24 protein-coding genes and 1 tRNA gene are annotated in these 24,612 nt (G+C 41.0%); 8 read left to right on the top strand and 17 right to left on the bottom strand.

The features are described 5' to 3' along the window. Positions 1 to 92 precede the first annotated feature (92 nt). From P2W82_RS02520 to fbp, 5 genes are all read right to left on the bottom strand, one after another. Positions 93 to 641, bottom strand: coding sequence for an NUDIX hydrolase (locus P2W82_RS02520; protein WP_336514260.1), 549 nt, complete (start codon positions 639 to 641; stop codon positions 93 to 95). A 169-nt stretch (positions 642 to 810) separates the two neighbouring features. Continuing rightward, positions 811 to 1,347, bottom strand: coding sequence for a YfiT family bacillithiol transferase (locus tag P2W82_RS02515; RefSeq protein WP_336514259.1), 537 nt, complete (start codon positions 1,345 to 1,347; stop codon positions 811 to 813). 1 nt (position 1,348) lies between these two features. Beyond that, positions 1,349 to 2,086 (bottom strand): FKBP-type peptidyl-prolyl cis-trans isomerase, encoded by a 738-nt coding sequence (locus tag P2W82_RS02510; RefSeq protein WP_336514258.1) that lies wholly within the window; start codon positions 2,084 to 2,086, stop codon positions 1,349 to 1,351. Between the two features lie 133 nt (positions 2,087 to 2,219). After that, positions 2,220 to 2,675 carry a GNAT family N-acetyltransferase gene (locus P2W82_RS02505; RefSeq protein ID WP_336514257.1) on the bottom strand — a complete coding sequence of 152 codons (456 nt, stop codon included), beginning with the start codon at positions 2,673 to 2,675 and terminating at the stop codon, positions 2,220 to 2,222. Continuing rightward, positions 2,668 to 3,687, bottom strand: a complete 1,020-nt coding sequence (fbp, locus tag P2W82_RS02500) for a class 1 fructose-bisphosphatase (protein ID WP_336514256.1) — start codon at positions 3,685 to 3,687, stop codon at positions 2,668 to 2,670. The genes P2W82_RS02505 and fbp overlap by 8 nt, the downstream gene beginning before the upstream one ends. Before the next feature lie 124 nt (positions 3,688 to 3,811). Between fbp and P2W82_RS02495 the strand changes: the two genes are divergently transcribed. Then, a complete protein-coding gene (locus P2W82_RS02495; RefSeq protein WP_336514255.1) occupies positions 3,812 to 5,074 on the top strand; it encodes an aspartate kinase in 1,263 nt (420 codons plus the stop codon). A gap of 387 nt (positions 5,075 to 5,461) precedes the next feature. Here P2W82_RS02495 and P2W82_RS02490 read toward each other — a convergent pair whose 3' ends face one another. The 3 genes from P2W82_RS02490 to hppD form a co-directional block, all read right to left on the bottom strand. Continuing rightward, positions 5,462 to 6,001 (bottom strand): hypothetical protein, encoded by a 540-nt coding sequence (locus tag P2W82_RS02490; RefSeq protein ID WP_336514254.1) that lies wholly within the window; start codon positions 5,999 to 6,001, stop codon positions 5,462 to 5,464. Between the two features lie 317 nt (positions 6,002 to 6,318). After that, positions 6,319 to 7,077: a L,D-transpeptidase family protein gene (locus P2W82_RS02485; RefSeq protein ID WP_336514253.1), complete on the bottom strand. Its 759-nt coding sequence runs from the start codon at positions 7,075 to 7,077 to the stop codon at positions 6,319 to 6,321. 126 nt (positions 7,078 to 7,203) lie between these two features. After that, a complete protein-coding gene (hppD, locus tag P2W82_RS02480) occupies positions 7,204 to 8,337 on the bottom strand; it encodes a 4-hydroxyphenylpyruvate dioxygenase (protein ID WP_336514252.1) in 1,134 nt (377 codons plus the stop codon). A gap of 121 nt (positions 8,338 to 8,458) precedes the next feature. Between hppD and P2W82_RS02475 the strand changes: the two genes are divergently transcribed. The 3 genes from P2W82_RS02475 to deoC are packed head-to-tail and all read left to right on the top strand — an operon-like array spanning position 8,459 to position 11,052. Beyond that, the gene (locus P2W82_RS02475) at positions 8,459 to 9,718 is read left to right on the top strand and encodes a 5-(carboxyamino)imidazole ribonucleotide synthase (protein WP_336514251.1); all 1,260 of its coding nucleotides are present in this window, start codon (positions 8,459 to 8,461) and stop codon (positions 9,716 to 9,718) included. Positions 9,719 to 9,740: 22 nt separating this feature from the next. Beyond that, complete coding sequence (purE, locus tag P2W82_RS02470) at positions 9,741 to 10,283, top strand: 5-(carboxyamino)imidazole ribonucleotide mutase (RefSeq protein WP_336514250.1); 543 nt, start codon at positions 9,741 to 9,743, stop codon at positions 10,281 to 10,283. 13 nt (positions 10,284 to 10,296) lie between these two features. Then, positions 10,297 to 11,052, top strand: coding sequence for a deoxyribose-phosphate aldolase (deoC, locus tag P2W82_RS02465; RefSeq protein WP_336514249.1), 756 nt, complete (start codon positions 10,297 to 10,299; stop codon positions 11,050 to 11,052). Between the two features lie 9 nt (positions 11,053 to 11,061). Here deoC and bshC read toward each other — a convergent pair whose 3' ends face one another. From bshC to rpmB, 7 genes are all read right to left on the bottom strand, one after another. Continuing rightward, complete coding sequence (gene bshC, locus P2W82_RS02460; protein ID WP_336514248.1) at positions 11,062 to 12,660, bottom strand: bacillithiol biosynthesis cysteine-adding enzyme BshC; 1,599 nt, start codon at positions 12,658 to 12,660, stop codon at positions 11,062 to 11,064. A 121-nt stretch (positions 12,661 to 12,781) separates the two neighbouring features. Next, on the bottom strand, positions 12,782 to 14,089 hold the full coding sequence (gene rimO, locus P2W82_RS02455) for a 30S ribosomal protein S12 methylthiotransferase RimO (protein ID WP_336514247.1): 1,308 nt from the start codon (positions 14,087 to 14,089) through the stop codon (positions 12,782 to 12,784). A gap of 563 nt (positions 14,090 to 14,652) precedes the next feature. Further along, positions 14,653 to 15,621, bottom strand: a complete 969-nt coding sequence (gene ftsY / locus P2W82_RS02450; RefSeq protein WP_336514246.1) for a signal recognition particle-docking protein FtsY — start codon at positions 15,619 to 15,621, stop codon at positions 14,653 to 14,655. 8 nt (positions 15,622 to 15,629) lie between these two features. Continuing rightward, entirely contained in the window at positions 15,630 to 16,157 is a 528-nt protein-coding gene (locus tag P2W82_RS02445; RefSeq protein ID WP_336514245.1) for a GNAT family N-acetyltransferase, read from the bottom strand. Between the two features lie 74 nt (positions 16,158 to 16,231). Beyond that, positions 16,232 to 16,402 (bottom strand): DUF4295 family protein, encoded by a 171-nt coding sequence (locus tag P2W82_RS02440; protein WP_336514244.1) that lies wholly within the window; start codon positions 16,400 to 16,402, stop codon positions 16,232 to 16,234. Between the two features lie 2 nt (positions 16,403 to 16,404). Continuing rightward, positions 16,405 to 16,587, bottom strand: a complete 183-nt coding sequence (gene rpmG, locus P2W82_RS02435; protein ID WP_336514243.1) for a 50S ribosomal protein L33 — start codon at positions 16,585 to 16,587, stop codon at positions 16,405 to 16,407. A gap of 26 nt (positions 16,588 to 16,613) precedes the next feature. Next, complete coding sequence (gene rpmB, locus P2W82_RS02430) at positions 16,614 to 16,850, bottom strand: 50S ribosomal protein L28 (RefSeq protein WP_336514242.1); 237 nt, start codon at positions 16,848 to 16,850, stop codon at positions 16,614 to 16,616. 194 nt (positions 16,851 to 17,044) lie between these two features. Between rpmB and lpdA the strand changes: the two genes are divergently transcribed. Then, positions 17,045 to 18,451: a dihydrolipoyl dehydrogenase gene (gene lpdA, locus P2W82_RS02425; protein ID WP_336514241.1), complete on the top strand. Its 1,407-nt coding sequence runs from the start codon at positions 17,045 to 17,047 to the stop codon at positions 18,449 to 18,451. Between the two features lie 117 nt (positions 18,452 to 18,568). Here the strand turns inward: lpdA and P2W82_RS02420 are convergent, their stop codons facing one another. Further along, positions 18,569 to 19,339, bottom strand: coding sequence for a DUF4197 domain-containing protein (locus P2W82_RS02420; RefSeq protein WP_336514240.1), 771 nt, complete (start codon positions 19,337 to 19,339; stop codon positions 18,569 to 18,571). Between the two features lie 205 nt (positions 19,340 to 19,544). After that, positions 19,545 to 20,819 carry a M43 family zinc metalloprotease gene (locus P2W82_RS02415; protein ID WP_336514239.1) on the bottom strand — a complete coding sequence of 425 codons (1,275 nt, stop codon included), beginning with the start codon at positions 20,817 to 20,819 and terminating at the stop codon, positions 19,545 to 19,547. 395 nt (positions 20,820 to 21,214) lie between these two features. Here P2W82_RS02415 and P2W82_RS02410 point away from each other — a divergent pair, with 395 nt between their 5' ends. The 3 genes from P2W82_RS02410 to P2W82_RS02400 all read left to right on the top strand — a co-directional run bounded on the left by P2W82_RS02410 (position 21,215) and on the right by P2W82_RS02400 (position 24,499). Further along, entirely contained in the window at positions 21,215 to 22,057 is an 843-nt protein-coding gene (locus P2W82_RS02410) for a glutaminyl-peptide cyclotransferase (protein ID WP_336514238.1), read from the top strand. A 206-nt stretch (positions 22,058 to 22,263) separates the two neighbouring features. Continuing rightward, positions 22,264 to 24,171: a glucosamine-6-phosphate deaminase gene (gene nagB, locus P2W82_RS02405; protein WP_336514237.1), complete on the top strand. Its 1,908-nt coding sequence runs from the start codon at positions 22,264 to 22,266 to the stop codon at positions 24,169 to 24,171. Positions 24,172 to 24,425: 254 nt separating this feature from the next. After that, positions 24,426 to 24,499, top strand: a tRNA-Arg gene (locus P2W82_RS02400). Positions 24,500 to 24,612: the final 113 nt, after the last annotated feature.

The following is a 24,612-nucleotide window of genomic DNA, read 5'->3' as shown; positions in this document are numbered from 1 at the left end:
ATTCTCTTCCCGGCGGCTAAACAGACGGTTGAACGGAAACGAAAAGTGAAATTCAAAGGCAGTTAAAAATTGAAATAACAGCGTACCGGTAATCAGTAGTCGATTTCACCCAGTTTTTCCAAAGCATAAAACAGCGCAGTCACGTGCATGCTTTGGACAATCTCTTTATTTCTGAGTAAAGATTTCACTTCATCCAGGCTGAGCAGTAGTACTTCGATATCTTCATTCGCATCAAGTTCCTGAACAGTGACTTTTTCACCGCCTGTCGCCAGGAAATAATGCATCAGATTATTATGTGTTGAAGGATTGGCAGATACTCCGCCGAGATACTCCATTTTTTCAAATTGATAACCGGTCTCTTCGAGCATTTCTCTTCTGATAGCATCTTCGAGACTTGCATCCGTATCATCCACACATCCACCAGGAATCTCCAGTATTGTTTTACCTAATGCATGACGATATTGTCTTTCAAAAATGAATTGGCTATCCTTTGTCAAAGCCACAGCCGTCACCCAGGTTGGAAATTCATATACATAATATGGCGACACGATTCTTCCGTCAGGCCTTTCGCACGTGTCTTTGCGCACAGTAAACCATAGGTCTTTGAAGAGGTATTCTGATTTAAGCGTTTTCCATTCCATTATGGTAGTGAGGAGTAAGTAGCAGTTGATAGTTTTAGTTTATAGTTCGTGATCACAATGACAGTGATGAGTAGTTTCAACACCTTTACACAGTCAGGTTTTGAATTCGCACAACGCATGCGTTGTCTCTCCTTCTAGTCTCAAACTTATGAACTTTGATTTCCGTGGTTCAACCCCATCCCATTCTCTCCCTCAATCGATTTATATGTGCCGTGTGATGGCGACCATGCCAGGCATATTGCGTGAACAGGTACCAGACAGACATTTCCTTTTTGCTTTCCGGATGAAATACTTTTCTTTCCCACTCATCCTGCCTGATATTATTCACTATTACAAACCAACGCTGGTGTAGTGCATGTAACAAAGTGAGACTAACGTTGATGGGAACCTCGTCTATATCGGCCAAATTCGCCCAGGCAACTTCGTCATAAGGTTTTATCGTTGGGAAATCTTCAGTCAAACCGAGTTTGATTCTCGTGTAGCCATTCATGTGACTATCCGCCACGTGATGTACAACCTGCTTGACGTTCCATCCTCCTTCGCGATATGGTGTTTGTAACTGATGCTCGTCCAGGTTTTGAACAGCAGCTTCGAGTGCCTGGGGTAAAAACCTTATATCAGCAAGACAGCTCTCGCGGATTTTATCTGAATATGCAACAGGTTGAAAGGTTCCAATAGGATATCTCAGGTCTATCGTTTCAGGCATATTATAGCTTTACAATTTCAACAAGTTCAACATCGAAAATCAATGCTGCTCCTCCCGGGATCGCGCCACTTCCCTGAATACCGTAACCGAGGGGGTAAGGGACATACAGCATATATCTTGATCCGGGAGTCATCAGACCAACGCCTTCAGTCCATCCCGTGATCACATCAGTTAAAGCAGTTTCATATGGTTGACCTCTATCTCTTGAGCTATCGAATTTCTGACCGTTAATCAGTGTACCGGTATAATGTACCTTAACAATGCTCGTGGGTACCGGATGTTCCCCCGATCCTTCTTTTAATACTTCATATTGCAGGCCGCTGGCAGTCTGTTTCACGCCAGGTCTTTTCGCATTTTCAGCGAGAAATTTTTCACCTTCATCAATGGTCGGCTGAATTTTTTTCTTCGCCATTTTTGAGAGCTCACGACGGATCAGCTGATCCGCCTGTTCAGGACTCATTAATGGTTTATTTTTCAGCATATCTTCAAATCCCTGGCCGAGCATTTTGGCATTAATCTCAGTCACCCCCTGCATCTTGAAAAAATTTCCGTCCAGCATACCAATAGCATAGCTACAACTGTCCATAGTCGTTTTCAATCCAGAAGAAGAGCCTGCCACAGATGCTGGCTTTGTTGATCCTGCCGGTTTTGATACGGGTTTATTTGCGGGTTTTGTAGTCTGGGCAAAGAGAGCATATCCTGATACGACAAATACAGAGAGCACAAAAGTTTTTTTCATATTCGATTTTTAAGATCAGATATTGGATAGAAGCCTCCTAAAGGGTAACACATATCCATTTTTAGTCGTTGCGAAAATAATACTTATCAATTTTACCGGTTGTATTTTAACCAGTTTAATAGTTATCCGGATTTTACAGGTACAAAATCATTGAAATATCGGCTGTTTCGAAAGGCGCATCTTTTACTTCACGATGCTCGAAACCATATTTCTCGTAAAGTTTTATAGCTTCTTTCAAACGATGATTTGAAAATAGGCTAAGATGATCAGCACCAAGTTTTTTTGCCTTTTCAATACATTTCTCAATCAGCATTTTGCTTATTCCTTTCCCGCGATGCGCCTCCGCGACAGTCATTTTTGCCAATTCAAAACCATGATCTCCTTCTTTGATAATTGCTGCAGTTCCGATGACTTCATCTTTTTCCACAGCAACAAAAATTGCTCCACCCCGATCGATAATCGTTCCCTGTGGATCATCAAGAATCATCAGGTCATGACTTTCAGTGAGATTAAACTGATCCAGCCATTTCCTGTTGAGATCGTAAAAGGCTTTGGCATGAACTGCGGTATAGTCTGTAATTTCAGGCATTTTCTCTTTGCAAAAAAGATTCAAGTTCTTCCATCATTCCTTTGCTTCCAATAAACAGGGTGCTTCGCTGATGTAATTCTGTTGGCACGATATCCAGTATTCTCACCTTTCCATTGGTTGCTTTTCCACCAGCTACTTCCACAATAAATGCAAACGGGTTACATTCATAAAGTAACCTCAATTTCCCTTTCGGTTTATCTTTTGTTGCGGGGTACATAAAAATACCACCTTTAATCAGGTTACGATGGAGATCAGAAACCATACTGCCGATATATCGTTGCGTATACGGGCCACCGGTTTCTTTTGTTTTTTGCTGACAGACCTGTATGTAATCCTGAACGGGTTTCTCGTATTGAAAAAAATTTCCGTGATTAACCGAATATATTTTACCGAATTCAGGACATTGAATATTTGGATGACTCAGTGAAAATTCCCCGATGGATGGATCGAGCGTAAATCCATTTACTCCACGCCTAGTTGCATAGACTAACATGGTTGATGAACCGTACACAATATATCCGGCTGCAACCTGGTTTATACCAGCCTGTAGAAAATCTTCTCTCGAAACAGGTTGACCTTTTGGCGTTACCCGACGATATACGCTGAAGATGGTTCCGATCGAAACATTTACATCGATATTTCCGCTTCCATCCAACGGATCAAACATGCAAACATATTTTGAATTATTGCTGACGGGATCATCAAAAGCGATAAAATCATCCAGCTCTTCACTACCAATACCAGCGCAGCTGATTCCATGCTTCAGTACTCCCATTACCTGGTTATTTGCATATACATCCAGTTTTTTTACATCTTCACCCTGCACATTGATTTCACCTGCATCTCCCAATATGTCTACCAACCCGGCTTTATTCACTTCTACATTGATTCTTTTTGCAGCAAGACCCAGGTCACGAAGAAGATTTGAGAGTTCTCCTGTCGCGTGAGGAAAGGCCCGCATCTGTTGTATAGTGAATTCATCCAGCGTTAAAATTTTTCGGTTAACCATCATAAACAATCATTGAAGTTTTTTCAGAAATTAAGGGCCATTCACTGGCTTGTGATTACATTATTTATCTGGGATAAGTAATAATTTGCACGATATTACCGGATTTTATCCAACGGTTTAACCATATATGAAAGTATTCAAATTCGGCGGAGCCAGTGTAAATTCTATTGAACGTATTCAGAATGTGGCAAAAATCCTTACCAGTTACAGGGATGAAAAAATTCTGATCGTGGTATCGGCAATCGGCAAAACCACGAACTCGCTTGAGAAAGTGGCTGAAGCGTTTTATTCAGGAAACTCCCAGGAAGCTCTTCAGCTATTCAGACAGGTAAAAAAAGCCCATTCGGATATGGCCAAATACCTGCTTGTAAAAACAGCGTTGAAAGCGGAAGAAAGACTGGAGTCTTTTTATACAGAAGTTGAATGGCTTTTGCATGATAAACCCGTTCGTGATTATGATTACTATTACGATCAGATTGTGAGCATCGGAGAATTATTATCCACTACGATATTCAGTGCGAGCCTTGAAGAAGCTGGTTTGAAAAATGAATGGATTGATGTAAGAGATATTTTCAGAACAGATGATAATTTCCGGGATGCCAGCATCAATTGGAACTACACGTCAAAGCAGGTAATCGAAAAGGTTATTCCGTTATTTGAAAAGTGTCCCTTCGTCGTAACGCAGGGATTTATCGGATCAACCGATGAAAATGAAAGCACTACCCTCGGACGTGAAGGAAGCGATTACTCCGCTGCAGTTTTTGCAAATATCCTTAATGCGGAAAGTCAAACGATATGGAAGGATGTGGAAGGTGTAATGAATGCAGATCCAAAAATTCAACCGGATGCTGTATTTCTGAAAGAACTGAATTATGATGAAGTAATAGAGATGGCTTATTATGGTGCACAGGTGATTCATCCAAAAACCATCAAACCTTTGCAGAACAAAGGAATTCCATTGATCGTAAAATGTTTCCTGGATGCGAGTCTTCCCGGAACGATTATTCATAACAATGCTGTCAACTCACTTCCGCCAATTATTATATGGAAATATAACCAGGTAAAGGTGGATCTTCATACAACTGATTTCTCTTTCGTGAATGAGAAGCCAGCAGGACTTTTGTACCAGATGCTGAATGATCTTAAGCTCAAACCCAACCTTACTCAAAGCGGAGCAGTGAGTATGCATTTATGTATTGATGATAATCCCGAAAGGCTGGAAAAACTCGCTATAAAAGCCTCTGAATTATTTGACGTAGAGCTTGAAAAAAATCTGACACTTTTAACCATCAGGCACTATAGTGATGAAGTAATTCAGAAACTTTCTGCAGGCAAAACAATTTTACTCCGCCAGCAAACTCCAGAAACAATACAGATGCTGATGAAGTAATATCAACGTGGTAGTAAAAAAAGCGACCGGAGAACCGGTCGCTAGTCTGGTAGATACATCATTTATGTGTCAGCTTGATAAGTTTTAAAAATTTCACTATCCGGATGGTTTGTGGATTATGCAAAACTTAAAAACTAGGTTTGGTTTTTCAATATTGAATTTTCAAACGGTGTTCAAAATGATGAATCAAATGGTTTCACGACTACCATGTCGTATGATCAGAGGATATTGGTATTTCCATGTTTAAACGCAATAATTGTACAAGGATTATATAATGTGAATAAATATTCCCAGTTCGTATGGCAACTGAAAATAATGTCGCCTAATTATCAATCATTTCTACAAAATAATATTTTTAAAATGCGTATTTATACGACATGACAATTGTCAATTTTTTTCCACATTTTGTAACGCTGGAAAAGTAATACTATCCATCAGACCAAAATTGCGGGGCAGCAGTTTAGCGATCAGTTTCTTATTAATATTTCCTTTCGAATAAAAAAAACTCTCGGTATAGTCGTCTTGATTTTCATAATGATTGAAAACCATTTTTAATTCCTCGCTATTTTTAAAACTGACATGAACATAAAAAATAAATTTGCCATCGTCTGTTTTCAGCGCTTTGTTCATATAAGCATCCTGAAAATCATCAATTTGGTCGGGACGGCTTCGGATAAGATATTGTAAGTAAAGGATATAAACTTCAGACGTATAGTCCTCCATAAATTCAAGAACCTCTTTGGAGGCCGATATGTTCTTTTTACATAGGATAAAAATTCCCTCCTGCGGAATCGAATCAGAAGGCCTGCAGATTAAAATGCCGCTAACCACATTGATTTCGCCACGCAATTTTTGCATAAATAATCTCTGGGGCAAATCACAATTATTGATTAAAGAATACAAAATACAAAATATAAATCCTGTCATCAGTTAACAAGGTTTATATGCCTCCACTGGCACAGGCATGATGTGGTCTGAGAACCTGTCCGAACAGCAGTTCCAGCAGTGAATAATTTAATGTTAGTATGCAAATTTTCAAGGAAGGTTTCATTTACTTTAATGGAAGGATTTCTTTTCCACATTTTGAATGTTTCGAGTTCGGCAATATTGAAATCTTCTGTTTTTTCTCCTCAGGATTGGGAAAAAAACGTAACCAGATTGATGCAGGATTTGACCAGTTTATGTAATAAAAAAAGCCTGAAAAATTCAGGCTCAAATGGAATTGATAAAGTGTGATATGAAGTTTAATACATCACGTAATCCCCGCTTGTATTAACTGCTATTACGGGAAGTTTTTTTGTTTTTTCAAAATGATCATAAACAAGCTTTAAACGCGCTTCAAATTCTTTCAGCTCGTTATCATTTCTGGTCTGATTATTAAGAAAAGCGACACTCTTGGCTACATTAAACCTCACAGGGAAAATATGAACAGGGATAAAATCCTGTCCTGATCCTTTTGCATGTGACGACAAAATATACAGTTCTTCAATCTGGGAATTAGTGATCGGTATACATCCCTGGGTAACGCAACTACCATGAATATAAATATCACCCCCAGGCTGCGACATATCGGAAAGTACTTTATCTGATGCATTGGGATAATTCAAACCAAGTGAAAGGTGATAGGCACTATTGTGTTTGAATTCGTTGATATAATATATACCCTCCGGAACCTGGTAATCCCCCTGGATTCTTTTGGGTCCCAGTGAACCAGCAAGAGCACAAACTTTATAAACTTTGAACAGTTGGTATTGCTCGTCGGGATTGTTACGTATCCAGACTTCAAGTTCACTGTCATATTTGAAAGACCTGATGTAAATGTCTTTCGCCGGCCACTCTAATTTTTTGGAAGCAAATTGCTTGCGAAGAGTATCTTCTTTTCTGCGGAAAACATCAGCCACCTTATTAAAAGACTTCTGATAATTCACAAAGGAATTTTGCGCATTGCCCTCGCTTATCGCAACAATGAGCACACAAACAATGATTGTCAGTTTTCTTTTCATAATGATGGGTACCTTCAACTTAATCGTGCTAAGCAAAGGAATCGTACAAAAATAGCCGCTAAGCCTCCTTAAATATAATCCCTGATATCCACATTTGAAACTAAAATGTGAATAATCTTGACAATTTTATAAATTTCCTCGCAATTCCTGTTCACGTTCAATAGCTTCGAATAGTGCCTTAAAATTTCCTTTTCCGAAACTTTTTGCACCTTTTCTCTGAATTATCTCGAAGAACATAGTCGGGCGGTCCTGGACCGGCTTAGTGAAAATCTGCAAAAGATAGCCTTCATCATCCCTGTCAACAAGGATTCCGAGCTCTTTCAACGGCTCAAGAGACTCATCGATCTCTCCCACCCGATCCAATAATTCTTCATAGTAAACTGCGGGCACCCGTAGGAATTCTACCCCGCGTTTCTGCAACTCCGATACGGTATGGATAATATTATTGGAAGCAAGTGCAACATGCTGTACCCCTTCCCCATTGTAAAATTCCAGATACTCTTCAACCTGTGATTTCTTTTTCCCTTCAGCAGGTTCATTAATTGGGAATTTCACATACCCGTTCCCGTTACTCATTACCTTACTCATCAGGGCTGAGTATTCGGTAGAGATATCTTTATCGTCAAAACTCAATATGTTCCTGAACCCCATAACATCTTCATAAAATTTCACCCACGGGTTCATCTGGTTCCAGTTTACATTTCCGACGCAGTGATCAACGTGCAATAATCCTGTTTCTTCATTCTTAAAATCAGGGGTTTCCCATTTACGGAAGCCCGGCAGAAATACTCCATCATAGTTCTTTCGTTCGATAAAGAGATGCTCCACCTCTCCATAAGTATGTATTCCGCTGATTATCACTTTACCATCCTTATCTGAGAATTCTGTTGGTGGTATCGATGACTTACCGCCACGGCTTGTTGTTTCCGTCCAGGATTTGGTGGCGTCGTCCACACGCAGTGCTATCACTTTGATTCCGTCGCCATGACGATACACATGGTCGGCAATGGTATTTTTCTCATGGAGTGCTGTAGTAAGCATCAGCGTTATTTTTTGCTGACGCAGAACATAGCTCACTTTATTCTTATCTCCGGTTTCCGGACCGGAGTATGCAAGCGGCTGATAGCCAAAAGCGGTACGATAATAATGCGCGGCCTGCTTAGCATTACCTACATAGAGCTCTATATAATCTGTTCCTTCGAGTGGGAGAAAATCTACATTTGAATTAACGCTCCTGCGAGCATTGGTAATTGATTCCATTTTGGGGTCTTTGATAAATGAAGAAAAACTTACAGTCAGAAAATAAAAGACCGTCAGCTGGCCATCGCGAGGGATTCCATGAGCAGAAAATATCCTCCACGCTTGTCTTCAAATATTTTATATGGATAGTCAGGTACCAAGGGATAACAAAGATAGCATTTCAAACTGCGAAACAAAAGCTGAAGTTGCGGCTGTTTACTATCTTCACGCCCGGAAAAAAGAATATATGACGAAAGCCGGAATTTTAGGTGGCGGTCAGTTGGGACGTATGTTATTACAGCAGGCAGCAAATTATCCGGTGGAAACCTGGGTACTGGAAAACGATCCGCATTGCCCCGCTGCACACCTTTGCAATCATTTTGTGCTGGGGAGTATTCGTTCTTATGATGATGTTTATGCTTTTGGTAAAAACCTGGATGTTCTCACAATTGAAATAGAGAATGTAAATATTGAAGCGCTTGAAACATTAGAGGCGGAGGGATTGAAAATTTTTCCCGCTCCGGCTGCTTTGAGAATTATCAGGGATAAGATTGTTCAGAAACAATTTTATCAGGCCAACAGCATTCCGACACCTGAATATGTAGTCACTCAAAACCTGGAAGAACTCGCAGAGTATCAAGCTTTTCTTCCTGCAGTTCATAAATTATCAACAGGAGGTTATGATGGTCGTGGCGTTCAGGTTCTGAATAAAAAAGAAGAACTGAATCTTGGTTTTAATGAACCGGCAATCCTGGAGAAAAAAGTTGATTTGCAGAAAGAGATCGCGATGCTGGTGGGAATGAATTCCAAAGGAGAAACAGTGATTTATCCACCGGTTGAAATGGTTTTTGACAAATACTTGAACCAGCTGGATTTCCAGCTTTGCCCTGCGGATATTTCAGAGAAGGCCATGTGGAAAGCGGAAGCAATCGCGCTTTCTGTAGTCAGGCAACTTCAATCACCAGGCTTTTTTGCGATCGAAATGTTTATTGACAGGGAAGGAAATGTGCTGGTGAATGAAACTGCACCCAGAGTTCACAACAGCGGGCATCATACCATTGAGGCACATTACAGTTCGCAATTTGATATGCTTTGGAGAATTGTATTGAATCTGCCCATGGGAAATCCGGATGCAATTCTTCCTTCTGTCATGGTGAACATCGTTGGTGAGCCGGATGCTAAAGGACCCGTAGTTTATAGCGGCCTCGAAGAAGTTTTGCAGATCGATAATGCTTTTATTCATCTCTATGGAAAGGCAGAAACTAAACCTGGTCGGAAAATGGGGCATGTGACAGTCATCAGTAAAGAAAGGCAGGAGTTATTGCACCAGGCAAGCAAGATTAAGAGACTTTTGAAAGCCGGCGATGGTAAGACAATTGTTTCTGATCCTGGTTCCAAATAAAAAATAAACGGCTTTAATATTCGTGGCGACAAAAAAGAAAAACGCAGAAATTCAACCAGTGGTTGGAATTATTATGGGAAGCGACAGCGATTTACCTGTAATGGAACCTGCAGCAACCGAGCTTAAAAATTTTGATATCCCCTTTGAACTTACAGTTGTTTCCGCACATAGAACACCCGCCCGGATGGTAGAATATGCCAGCAAAGCTGCGGACAGGGGGATCAAAGTGATAATCGCGGGAGCAGGAGGAGCGGCACACTTACCAGGAATGGTTGCCTCCCTTACTACTTTACCGGTAATTGGAGTTCCGGTAAAATCGTCAAATTCCCTTGACGGGTGGGACTCACTGCTTTCGATTTTGCAAATGCCAAATGGAATTCCTGTGGCAACTGTTGCGGTAAATGCATCTAAAAATGCAGGGATACTCGCTGCATCAATTCTTGCGCTAAGCGATGATAAGCTGGCCGCAAAAATGAAAACTTTTAAAACCGGAATGGAGAAAGAAGTTTTGAAGAAAGCTTCTGTTTTGAAAGATAAAAACTGGCCCAATTATTTTGATCAATGATCAATATTCTGCAATGAAATATACGGTTGCTCAGTTAGCGGGAATGATCGATCATTCGCTTTTGCATCCCACCATGACCTCGGCCGACCTTGAAAAAGGTTGCGCAATAGCAGCAAAAGCAAAAACCGCTTCAGTATGTATCAAACCATATGCTGTGGAAAAAGCAGCTGAATGGCTGGCTGGCAGTGGTGTTCTTGTATGTACGGTTGTAGGATTTCCGCATGGAAGTAACCTTACGTCGATAAAGGTTGAGGAAACAATTAAAGCGTGCGAAGAAGGCGCCACTGAAATTGATATGGTCGTGAATATTGGCAAAGTACTGGGTGAAGAATGGGACTATGTGAGTGCGGAAATACAAGCCATTCAGGCGGCCGCAACAGGGAGAGGAGCCATAATCAAAGTGATTTTTGAAATCGATTATTTGCAGGAAAAGCATAAAATCAAACTTTGCAAAATCTCCAGTGATGCTGGCGTTGCTTTTGTAAAGACCAGTACAGGATATGGCTATGTGAAAAACGCGGACGGACATTTTGCCACAAAAGGAGCTACTCCGGATGACGTTCGATTGATGAGAAAATACTCCTCGCCAAACGTTGGCGTAAAGGCGGCAGGTGGAATTCGTACACTTGCTGACATGCTTTATATCATCGAGTGTGGGGCAACAAGGATCGGTGCAACTGCAACAGAAACGATGCTCAGCGAAGCAGCAAAAGTCATCTCGGGCGAGTTACAATTGAATGATCTTCAGAAAGGTAGTGGTGGCTATTAAATATTAAATTTAATCAAGGCAAAGTATTCCAAACGCCTGATCAAATGCTGAAGAACACTGAACTACCTGGTCGATAAAAGCCTGTCCGTACATTCCAAACCAGGGCATAAAATTGTCAACCCTTTCCTGTAACCCGTTCTTAGGGAAAAGTTCTTCTTTGATTTTTTGAAGCTGACGTTGCTGCGTTTCATAATTTCTTTTTTCCGCTCGCAATAACTTTTTCTCGAGGTTCCTCAGCTCTTTAATCGCCCGGTGTTCGAGAGCGGCGACATGTTGCAATAATGTAGCGTCAACTTCTCCCGCAGCACTTTTAACCTGTTCGTAAAGAGAATGAAGTTTAGATATCTCTTCTTCGAGCGATAATTTTTTGGTAGAATGTTTTTTTACATAACCATTCATCAGATCCAGATCGGGCTTAAACAGATCCGAAATTTCCCAACCCAGCTTATTAACTTTATGCTGTTGCTCTTTTGAGAGCACCAGGAAACTGTTTCGCAAAACGATAACCGGATAAGGAACATGATAATGCTTAAACAAAGGTTTAAGTTCCAGCCAATATGCAATCTCTGAACCACCGCCGACAAACAAAATGTTCGGAAGTATGATCTCCTGGTAAATTCCACGAAGCACAACATTTGGACTGAACTTTCCCGGCTCTTGCGAGATCAACCGGTCGATTTCATCGGTTGAAAATTCACGGTCTGATCCATCGACACAATACCTCTCCCCTTTTTCAGTCAATCGATCCCTTTTATCGTCTTCAAGAAAGAAAAGATTAATCTCCCGGGGATTTACCTGGATCTTATATTGTTTCCCTAACTCTTTATTTGAATTTTCCAGTAGCTGATTTGCGGTGTGTTTGAAAAGATCGTCTCTAAATATATCCACCATCTTCGCCTTCAACCTTGCATCATCCGGCTGCAATACAAGTAACCCGTGATTTCCAAACAGATGATTCAATAAAATAGTAGTAGCCTCCGCGATAGTTTTACCTTCTGCATATGCGTCTTTGATAATAGAAATCAGGTCTGATCCGAAAGGATAGGAAGCCATCTGTCTCAGAATCTCATCTCGGATCTTCAGCAGATCTTTATCTACTTTCATCCTGCCAACTGCACCACGCTGTTCCGTGTTCCAGCGATATTTTACACCATTGACATTGATCTGTCCTAACTCTTCAAGATCATTGTCTTCACTTCCGATATAAAATACAGGTACAAAATGAAATTCAGGAAACTCTTTGGAAAGATCAGCAGCAATACGGATGACGTGTGCTGTTTTGTAAATGGAATACAAATAGCCAGTGAAAATATTCGGCTGATGGGCTGTACAGATTGTAAAGCAATTTTCCTTTTCGAGAAAACTGATATTCACCGTCTGCAATTCAGTCGTAGTGTATTTTGAGTATTGCTCGCGGAAGATTTCCGAAATCAGTTTCCTGTCGGTGCCAAATTGCTGCCTTTCCCTGATGGCGTTTTTTATGCCACTGATATCAACGCTATGCTCAAAAAAAGTTCTGAGCTCCGGCTTATTATCCAGGTAATCTAAAACGAGATCCGAAAACTGAAATGTGTCGCGGTAAGGGATTTGGGTAACCGTACAGTCCACCAGGAAAAAATTTCGGCTAATGTCGCAAAAAAATTGCCTTCCCTGTTTTAATTGTCAAAATATTAACGAGAGCTAATGTATCGTCACAGTCTAACGTTGACGATAAATCGGAAGATATTAATCACACGACTTCACCTTCAAGATCGTGATCGAATGCCCTGGTAATTTTCACGTTTACAAATTCACCGACAGGTAAAAGCTTTTTAGAAGAAATTATAACTTCATTATCAACTTCAACACTATCCATTTCTGTCCTTCCAAGATATCTTCCGGCTTCTTTTCTATCGATAAGTACTTTGAATGTTCTGCCTATTTTTTCCAGGTTTTTCTCATAACTGATATCCTGCTGCACATCCATGATTTCCTGCGCGCGCTCTTCTTTTTCTTCCTGTGTCAATAAATCAGGTAGTGTAAAAGCGGATGTATCATCTTCATGAGAATAGGTAAAAACACCAACACGGTCGAACCTCATCTTGCGGAGGAATGTTTTCAGCTCTTCAATGTCTGAAAGGTCCTCACCGGGAAAACCAGCGATCAATGTTGTTCGCAAACAGATCTCCGGTATACGATTCCTGATCTCTCCAATCAGTTCTTCCATTTCTTCGCGCGTTATCTGCCTTTTCATTGCCTGCAGCATTTTGTTGCTTGCATGTTGCAGAGGCATGTCAAGATAGTTGCAGATATTTTCCCGCTCTTTCATTACATCGATAATCTCAAGTGGAAATTTAGAAGGATATGCGTAATGCAATCGGATCCAATGCAATCCTTCGATATTAGCAAGTGCATTTAATAAATCAGGAAGCGCTCTTTTCCGGTAAATATCGAGACCATAATACGTGAGTTCCTGTGCGATCAGCATGATCTCCTTAACACCGGATTTTACCAATCGCTTCGCTTCAGCAACCAGTTCTTCCTGCGAGCGACTGACATGTTTTCCGCGCATTAATGGAATTGCGCAGAAGCTGCACGTCCTGTTGCAACCCTCGCTGATTTTCATGTAAGCATAATGACGAGGGGTACTCAGCAATCTTTCTCCAACCAATTCCGCTTTGTAATCTGCATCAAATTGTTTCAGGATCAATGGTAATTCCATGGTACCGAAATAAGCATCCACTTCGGGAATCTCATTTTCAAGGTTGGCTTTGTATCGTTCGCTAAGGCAACCCGTTACATACACTTTTTCAAGTCTTCCTCTCTTCTTTAGTTCCACTTGTTCCAGTATCGTCTGAATACTTTCGTCTTTGGCTTTATCAATAAAACCACAGGTGTTTACAATTACGATGTTATGATCCAACTTTTTGTTTTCGTGAACAACATCAATATCATTAGCCCGGAGTTGGCCACTCATTACTTCGCTGTCGACGAGGTTCTTGCTGCATCCCAAAGTAATTATGCTCACTTTATCTTTCTTTATCGTCCGGGTCTTCATTTCTTATCTGTGATTTTCAATAATTTAGAAATATCAAAATATTTAATATAGAAATTTGAACAAAGGATGAAACAAGCGGCAAAATTCTGCTTTTTACGCAAAATTTACGAGGCTGTTTAAAGATTTATGTAAAGAATAACGGAACAGTTCATCAATTCCGCCAAATTTTAACATTTCGCGAAAGTGTTATGCATTGATATTCCAAATGATTATCAATAACTTTACATACAAGACAAAAATCTATAGTGTGTTTTGGTGAAGTGCAGTTAGGCTTATTAATCGTATTGGTATTTCGAATCCCGTCCACGATCTGATTGTCTCCGCTTACCACAGCAAACTACACAGAGGGAATTATTTAGCTCCTTATAAATTTTTGTCCGTATCTAAAATTTAAACCCATGCCCGGATGTCATTATTGGCTTGTCCGGGATCATATGATATATGGTGGGTTAGGTGTCAATCAACTTCAGAAACAGCCCTCTGTTCCCAGGGGGCTGTTAATTTTTATATGACTAGTAATAGGTTTAAGAAAGTTTCTAAATTCTATTCTCTAACTATCACTTCTATTGCCTGTCGTTTAAATTAAACAAGCTGTCTACAAATTCTTTCTTATCAAATACGAGTAAGTCGTCCATTTTCTCACCAACACCTACAAATTTCACGGGAATTTTAAACTGATTTGCGATAGCGAGTACAATTCCACCTTTTGCCGTTCCATCCAGTTTTGTAATTGCCAAAGCTGTCACATCAGTGGTTGCGGTAAAATGCCGGGCCTGTTCCAAAGCATTTTGCCCTGTGGATCCGTCAAGAACCAACAAGATTTCATGAGGGGCGTCTGGTATTACCTTCTGAATTACTCTTTTAATTTTTGCCAGTTCCTCCATCAGGTGCGCCTTGTTATGCAGACGGCCGGCGGTATCTATCAATACAACATCAATATCTCTTGCAACCGCACTATTGACCGTATCAAAAGCAACGGAAGCGGGATCACTACCCATTTCTTTTTTCACGATGGGAACTGCTGCACGTTCACTCCATATGGTCAGTTGATCAACTGCAGCGGCTCTGAAAGTATCAGCAGCTCCTAATAAAACCTGCTTCCCTGCCTTCCTGAAATTGTTTGCCAGCTTCCCAATGGTTGTTGTTTTACCGACGCCGTTTACACCAACCACCAGTATGACGTAGGGTTTTTTGCCGGTTGGAGTATTAAAGTCCTGGTAGGACTTCTCTGGTGCATCAACCAGAAGATTTTCAATCTCTTCTTGAAGTATTTTATTAAGCTCACTGGTATTCAGGTATTTATCCTGAGCGACGCGCTTTTCAATTCGCTCAATAATCTGGATTGTCGTGTCAATTCCAACATCTGCACTTACAAGGGCTTCTTCCAGGTCATCAAGCACGTCTTCATCAACAGTACTTTTTCCCGCGATCGCCTTTGTAATCCTGGAAAGAAAATTTTCTTTGGTTTTTTCAAGTCCTTTATCCAGGCTCTCCTTTTCCTTTTTTCCAAATAACTTGTCGAACAGACCCATAATCTTAATTATAAATACAAGTCATACCTGAGCAAATAATCATTATGAATTTCGCCATAAAAATCGAACAGCGTGGTTTCATAAATAACAAATCCTGACTTTCGGTAAAACTGTACTGCTTTTGTATTTTTTTGCCAGATCTGCAACCAGATCACCTGGTATTTGCTTTTCCTGGCCATCTGCTTAATCACATTCATCAATTCTCTTCCGACGCTATTTCCCTGGTATTCCTTGAGGATATAAATTCGCTCGATTTCAAGGCATTTTAGTCCGCTGATGCCCCTCGGCATACGATCGTTTCTGAGTTTGGTAAATCCTATGGGATTCCCTTCAAAGCGTGCGATATAAAAATGCAGATCCTTGTCGGCTAATTCTTCAGCAATTTTTTCCTCCGTAAAATACTCTTCCATGTATTTTCCCATATTGTTCCGGATGCCCAGTTCAGCATAGGTTTCAACAAAAGTTTTTCTTGCAACATCCATGATCAATGTTGCATCGGCAGGTCCTGCTTTCTCAATAACCAGGCTTTGGCTCATTTGGTTCAGATAAAAACAAAAGCCGTTCCGATGAATTCCGGAACAGCTCGACGTTCATTTTCCCCCAGCCTTAATTAAGAGGCCAGGTATTCCTTAATCTTGTCTTTATGAACAATAGATTCTTTGAAAGTATACGCACCGGTTTTAGGACTGCGTACAGCCTTGATCACCTTTGAGTAGTTTTTTGCTTCGGCTGCTGCTTTCTGATCTTTGGTCTTAATGGCCGTTTTTGCTGCTTTTGCCATGACTATTTAATTTCCTTGTGAACAGTATATTTTTTCAATATCGGATTGTACTTCTTCAACTCCAGGCGTTCCGGAGTATTCTTCTTGTTCTTTGTTGATACGTACCTGCTGGTACCTGGCTGTCCTGAAGTTTTATGCTCAGTACATTCCAGAATCACCTGCACACGTGAACCTTTCTTTGCCATTATTAATGAATTTAACAGATTTTATTTTAGATATGCACGCCTTCAGCACGCATTTCTTTTACCACATTGTACAGACCTTTCTTGTTGATTGTACGGATAGCTTCTGAAGATAGTTTCAGTGTTACCCACTTGTCTTCTTCAGCAAGAAAATATCTCTTCGTCTGCAAATTGGGCAAAAACCTGCGCTTGGTTTTAATATTGGAATGCGATACACGATGTCCCGTGATTGGCTTTTTACCCGTTACCTGACATACTCTGGCCATGATCTGAATTTTTAGGGAGTGCAAAGGTCGCAATATTATTTCAAACTCCCAAATGATTTTATGACAGATTTTCAGCTGAAAATCATTGGTACATGAATTGGTAAACAGCAATAGAGGTCAAAAATAAAACGAATGTCTTTGATCTTTTGCAGTTAATTTCGCGCTCATCTTTCAACAATTAATCAGCAAGATTTATGGCATACGATGTTATCGTTCTTGGTAGCGGACCCGGTGGATACCCGGCAGCTATCCGGGCGTCACAGTTAGGATTTAAGGTTGCAATTATTGAAAAGGAAAGTCTTGGCGGTATTTGCCTCAATTGGGGTTGTATTCCCACCAAAGCTTTATTAAAGAGTGCCCAGGTATTCGATTATCTGAAGCATAGTGCAAGCTATGGCATCAATGCTGCCGAGCCTGCGGTTGATTTTCCGGCCGTGATTAAGAGAAGTCGTGGCGTTGCAGATAAGATGAGTCGTGGCATCCAGTTCCTGATGAAGAAGAATAAGATTGATGTGATCATGGGATTTGGCAAGCTTGTGGGCAAAGGTAAAATTGAGGTGACTGGAGCCGATGGTAATAAACAAACTTTGGAAGGAAAATATATCATACTGGCAACCGGAGCACGCAGCCGCCAGTTGCCTTCCATGCCGATTGATGGTAAAAAGATCATCGGCTATCGCGAAGCGATGGTTCTGCCGACACAGCCAAAATCAATGATCGTTGTGGGAAGTGGAGCAATTGGAGTTGAGTTTGCAGATTTCTATCATACCCTTGGAACTCAGGTTACTGTAGTGGAATTCATGCCCCGTGTAGTTCCGGTGGAAGACGAAGAGATCAGCAAAGAGCTCGAAAAACAATTGAAGAAAAAAGGAATTACAGTGCTCACAAATAGTGAGGTTACCAAAGTAGATACAACGGGGAATGGTGTAAAAGCAACGATCAAATCGGCTTCCGGGGAATCTGTTATTGAGGCTGATGTTCTTTTGAGTGCTGTTGGTATTGCTGCCAACATTGAAGGTATCGGACTGGAAGAACTGGGGATCAAAACTGAAAAAGGAAAGATCTCTGTTGACAAAAGCGGTGCAACCAATGTTGCAGGAATCTATGCCATTGGTGATGCTGCACCTGGCCAGGCGCTGGCGCACGTCGCAAGTAAAGAAGGTATTACCGTTGCAGAAAACATCGCCTACCTGGAAAAGAAATTCCCGCATAAACCAGAGCCGATAGATTATAACAATATCCCGGGTTGCACTTACTGTTCACCTGAAATCGCTTCTGTTGGCTACACTGAGAAAGCGGCGAAAGATGCAGGTTATGAAGTTAAGGTGGGTAAGTTCCCTTTCATCGCGAGCGGTAAAGCAAGTGCTGCTGGTAATACCGATGGTTTCGTAAAAGTTATTTTCGATGCCAAGTACGGCGAATTTCTCGGTGCCCATATGATTGGCCAGGGAGTAACAGAATTAATAGCAGAAGTTGTTGCAGCAAGAAAGCTGGAAACGACTTACCACGAAATTCTTGGAGCGATACATCCCCATCCAACGATGAGTGAAGCAGTGAAAGAAGCTGTTGCAGTGGCGTATGGCGAAGCAACTGATATTTAGGCAGGAGTATGGAGAATGGAGGCAGGAGAGAGAATCTGTGTTTAAAAATAAGCTCCTTCAAAATAAATAAGAAAGCCGGACAATAATCGTCCGGCTTTCTTATTAGACAAATTCGAATTATTGATTTGAGCTGCTGAATACCTTTTTCAGCAATTCGGTTGTTCTTGCAACAGGATCTTTACGAATCAGTTTTTCTTCTTCACCGACCTGGAAGAAAATTCCGGCCAATGCTTTCTCAGTAACAAAAGACACAAGATCCGGATTCACTTTTTCCTTACTGAATTGATTATAGGCTGTAAAAACCGCGTTCCAGTATTTTGTAGCGTCGACTTTTTCCAGTGAATTTTCAATCACAGGACGGAATGCTTCGGTTAATGCAGTTGTTGTTTTTCCTTTCAGATAATTTGTAGCCGCATAATCACCGCCTTTAAGAATCCCCATTGCATCCTGTATGCTCATCTGTTTGATGGCGTTTACAAAGATTGGCGCTGCAGATTTTGCAGCATCCTCTGCAGCACGGTTCATGGATAAAATTGCCTGGTCTACCTGTTTTCCCATGCCGAAACTTCTGAGTTTCTGTTCCACTTTTTTTGCTTCTTCCGGCATCAGGATTTTGATGGCTGCGTTTCCAAAATAACCATCCAGAGCGGACAACTTTCCAGCACCAATTTCTGCCCCTTTCGACAAAGCCTCTTTTAACCCGGATGCAATCTCGTCAGTTGACAAACCTGTTTTACTCCCGGTATTTATTACATTATTCAAGATTGAATTGCCTTCTGATTTAGTTGAGTCGCTGCTTTTACCACCTAATTTTTTAAGTATCTGGGCCGAAGCAGGCTGAAAAGAGAAGGAAGCTAATAAAAGGCTAATACCGAGAATTTGTTTCATTTTCATGATTTTACAGGTTTGGATCCGATACAGAACGCACGGACAAGACTAATTCTTATACAGACGAAATTCTGAATGAAAAGTTTAATCCTTATCTCCGGGAAACCTTGTGTCAAATAACAGATTTCGAACTGATTTACAGCATTTTAAAAAGTTAATCAGATGCTGCCTGCGAAAAAATCGTGCTCAGTATTTGCCTTTATAACTATTGTTTAACAAAACGTGTAGAGAGGTTTTCTGAATCACTTCCAACCCGTATATAGTATACACCGCCAGAAAGTTTTGATACATTAATTGAATGTTGTCTCAGATTCAGTTTTCCGGACATTACCATCTGGCCTGACTGATTAAAAATGAAAAAGTATTTTCCAACCCAGTTTTCATCGTTTGTTGTAGTAAGTGTCAGGGAAGAACTTGAAACAGGGTTTGGATAAACCTTCATTTTACCTGAAAATTCAGAAGAAGTTGTTGGCGATGGAGTCAGGTTCCATGGTTTGTCGAGTCCACGGGATTCCAGCATTGCGTTGCGCGGCATATCTTCTTCAAACATCGAACGCATCATGAAGACCTGGCCGATGGTAAACATTCCCATACAGGCGTCATTGGTGAAATCCATAAAGTTCATGAACATATCACCATTTGCACCATTATCACAACCTGCATTAATCCTGGGAAATGACGGGCAACCGGTATTGTGCGAACGCTGCTTGGGAGTATCAAAAACATCATCATCTCCGCAGGTAATATCACCCCAAAGATGTTTCAGATTCAGCCAGTGACCGACTTCATGTGATGCTGTTCTTCCTTTATTAAAAGTAGGCATTAATTTACCCCGGCTTCCAAAGACATTCGGCCTGATTACTACTCCATCTTTTTCAGCGAGGCCGCCAGGAAATGATGCATAGCCAAGCAATCCGCCACTCAGGTTGGCGACCCAAATATTGAGATAGCTTTTGGAATCCCATGCTGTGCTTCCACCATGTCCGTCGTACTTCACCAGATCATCGTCTAACCACATCATCCTTCCGCTTTTCTTTCGGATTATTCCTGTAGTAGCTCTGCCTTCCGGATCAGCAGTTGCCAGCTGGAAATGTATTCTTGCTTCACCGGCACGGTTTACAAATACGTTCGGCACTTTTGCAAAATCACTGTTTGTCTTATTGAAATCCGCATTGAGAATATCAATCTGTGATTGGATCTGGTCGTCAGAAATATTTCCCGCGTCATCGCTGTACACAACATGAACAACTACGGGGATATAAATCGTATCCCATGAATTAACGGTACGCATCATAAATGATGAAGTACGTAACTGATCCTGTAATGATTTCGATTTCGTTTGAATGCGTGAAAGCTCCGAAGCGATCCCGGGATGTTGCATGCGGATTTTTTCCTGGTATGTTGCAGACTGGCAACGTTCCTGGGCAGGCATCTGAATAGCGATCAGCATTGCTGAAAGCAATATGGCTAAAGTCCTCATGTGTTACAGATTTAGGTAAGTATGAGGTCCTTCAAAGAGGTAATGGAGGAATGATCAACAGGATTGGAAATTCCGATTGTTACGACTGGCGTATCAAAGTATTAATCAAAGGTGGTGTAGTAATTGATAAGATTGGATCGGAATTCGGATAGAGGGGATTTCAACTACACGTCCGATCAACCGGATAGATCCGGTAAATGAAGAATTGATCTGGTTGTCAGAAGTGATAAGCAACACAAATAAAATATTTAATTCCGGCATTTGCAAGTGGTATTCAATGTTTTAATTCACAATACTCCAGCAATTTTCTCAACAGGTTGAAAAGCAAAAGTTTAGATAAAAAATAGTTTGATTTTCTGATTGGATTTCTAAGTTTTAAATTTGATCTATTTTATATGAGACTGTTCCTCCTGTTATCATTCCCGATCCTTCTTAGTTCTATCAGCAGCTGCGGTGGTAACGAATCTAAACCGGCAGATGTAGTACCGAATGCAAGTGGCGTAGCTGAGCCAAAAAACATTGGTTATACTGTCGTTGGAGTTTTTCCTCATGATACTTCTGCTTTCACACAGGGCTTTGAATTGTATAAAGGCAAAATGCTCGAGAGCACCGGGCTGACCGGTCGCTCTAGTCTGAGATATGTAGATTACAAATCAGGGAAAATTCTCAGATCGAAAAAAATACCCGACAGCATTTTTGCCGAAGGTATCACCGTGCTGAACGATACTTTATATCAGCTTACTTATCAGAATAAACAGATCCTGGTATATAAGCCCGATGATTTTACACTAGTAGATAAAAGAAGCTGGTCAAGCGAAGGTTGGGGAATAACCAATGATGGAACGAATCTGTATATAAGCGACGGCTCGGATAAAATTTATGTTGTTCGTCCCGCGGATATGAAGCTGATGAAAGTAATTGGAGTCAGAGATCATTATGGTCCCGTGAATAATGTGAATGAGCTGGAATTCATTAATGGTTTTATCTATGCCAACAGGTGGGGAACTGATTTTATAATGAAAATTGATCCGGCATCCGGCATTGTGGTAGGAAGAATTAACCTTGATAGTATCCTACAGAAAAATACAAAAGACGATCTCTCCTATCTTACCAAACCGGGAACCGTAGCCGACAGTGGCGCAGTACTTAATGGAATTGCCTGGGATCCTGCATCAAATAAAATGATCATTACTGGAAAACTGTGGCCGGCAGTTTTTGAAATTCAACTTTCCGAATAATCATTCCTTCAAAGAAGTATTGCTTACTCTCAGGTATAGTCGTTCCTATTTTAGAATAGAACGACCCGGCCGATTTTGCGATTCGTCATTCATTCAGGAATCAGAAGGGCGAGCTTACTATTAACTGCTTTAAAATTCAATAATAACAGTCAAACAACCTGATTTCGTTATTTTCGCGAACCAACTTTAACTGAAAACCTCCATTCATGAGCCTTGTTGATTCATTCGAAAAGATTCCCGTTGCGATATTCGATAATGATAAAAACGCTTCAGCGTTCGTTGCCCGGGAGATATCAGATCTTATACGACAGAAACAGAAAGAAGGTAAACCCTGTGTCCTGGGACTGGCTACCGGCTCAACGCCAAAAACACTTTATTCAGAACTTATCCGCCTTCATAAAAATGAAGGATTAAGTTTTAAAAATGTAATCACATTTAACCTGGATGAGTACTACCCTATCGAACCGGAAGCGCTGCAGAGTTATAACAGGTTCATGAAAGTGCATCTTTTTAATCATATCGACATCGATCCCGGAAATACGCACGTACCTGATGGTACCATTGATAAAAATGATGTTCGCGCCTATGCGTCAACGTATGAAAAGAAAATTGAGCTCGCCGGCGGGATAGATCTGCAGGTTCTTGGAATAGGTTTGAATGGTCATATCGGTTTTAACGAACCTGGTTCCAGTCGCCATTCTGTTACTCGCCTGGTTGCGTTGGACAATACGACCCGTCTTGCAAATGCTTATGAATTTGCCAGCATTTCGCAGGTTCCGCGACTGGCAGTTACCATGGGTATCAACACCATTCTTCGTGCTAAAAGAATTGTATTGCTCGCGTGGGGATTACATAAGGCACCCGTGATCAGAAGAGCTGTGGAAGGTCACGTAACCGAACAGGTACCGGCATCAATACTACAGGAACATTCTCACTGCACATTTGTACTCGATGAAGTTGCGGCACAGGAACTGACCCGTTTCAAATCTCCATGGTTGACTGGCGAAATTGAATGGAATGAAAAAACCATTCGGAAAGCTGTATGCAATATGGCACTCGCTGCAAAGAAGCCAGTGTTGATGCTAACCAATGATGATTACAACAACTACGGTTTAAGTGATCTTTTAGTTAAGCTGGGTAATGCGTACGATATCAATCTCTATGTATTCAACGGTATGAGGGATACGATCACCGGATGGCCCGGAGGCAAACCGATGGAAGACATTCCGCGTCACCCGGAAAGAAAAGAACCGAACTCAAAAAGAGTAATCATATTCTCACCCCATCCGGATGATGATATCATTTCGATGGGCGGAACTTTTATACGCCTGCATGAGCAGGGTCATGACGTACATGTGGGATACCAGACATCAGGAAATATTGCAGTAAGTGATGAATTTGTAATCAGGCAGATCGATTTTGCAGTTGAGTTTGACGAGATTTTTGGTATCGATAAAAGTCGCGCCGCCGGAATCTGGAAAGACGCGCAGAAATTTATCCGTGAAAAAAAATCACATCAAAAAGACTCCGAAGAAATCAGAACTATAAAAGGACTGATTCGTCGTACTGAAGCAAGAGCAACCTGCCGCTATGTAGGAATAAAAGATGAGAACATTCATTTTATGAATCTTCCATTTTACGAGACTGGGTTAATTGAAAAAAACCCCCCGGGTGAAGAAGATGTCATCCGTCATATGGATCTGATCAGAAAGGTAAAACCACACCAGATTTTTGCTGCCGGTGATTTTGCTGATCCGCATGGGACACATAAAGTATGTTTTGACATTATGATGGAAGCATTGAGGAGATTGAAAGCAGAAAATGATCCTTCAATAAAAGATTGCTGGCTTTGGTTGTATAGGGGTGCCTGGGCTGAATGGGATATCTGGGATATTGACATGGCAATTCCAATGAGTCCCGACCAGGTAATTCAAAAAAGAAACGGAATATTTATTCATCAGTCACAAAAGGATGGAGTCGTTTTTCAGGGAAGTGATAGCCGGGAATTCTGGCAAAGAGCCGAAGAGCGTAATGCATATACCTCTGACTTGTACGACCAATTGGGTCTGCCCAAATATGCGGCGATGGAAGCCTTTGTTAGGTGGGAATACTAGAATCAGTCGGGAGGCAGGTGATCGGAGGCAGGAAACCAAAAGACCCAAACCAAATGCTGAAGTAAGGATGTGAATTTTAATTTATAAGGGGCCGGAAAAGATATAGTTTTTGAGTGTAGTTGTTTTACGATCAAAGTGTTTTATAAACACTTTAGACTATAACTCTAATTGCCTTCTGCCGTCTGACTAATACGTCTTTTTAGTTTTCTGTTTCTCAAAAATCTCCTATATTTGCAACCCCAATTTGAGGGAATGGCCCTGTAGCTCAATTGAATAGAGCATTTGACTACGGATCAAAAGGTTTCAGGTTTGAATCCTGACAGGGTCACAGTACGTTGTGTATAAATAAAAAAGCCCAGGTACGAAACCAGGGCTTTTTTATTTATAATGAAAACTCAAATGCAATTTTTACATCCGAATATCAATTGAATGTTAAGCTGT

Origin of the sequence: Pollutibacter soli (assembly GCA_029269725.1) — a bacterium.
In the GTDB taxonomy this organism is placed as follows: domain Bacteria; phylum Bacteroidota; class Bacteroidia; order Chitinophagales; family Chitinophagaceae; genus Pollutibacter; species Pollutibacter soli.
The sequence above is the reverse complement of the archived record's forward strand: the minus strand, read 5'-3'. Positions and strand labels throughout refer to the sequence as shown.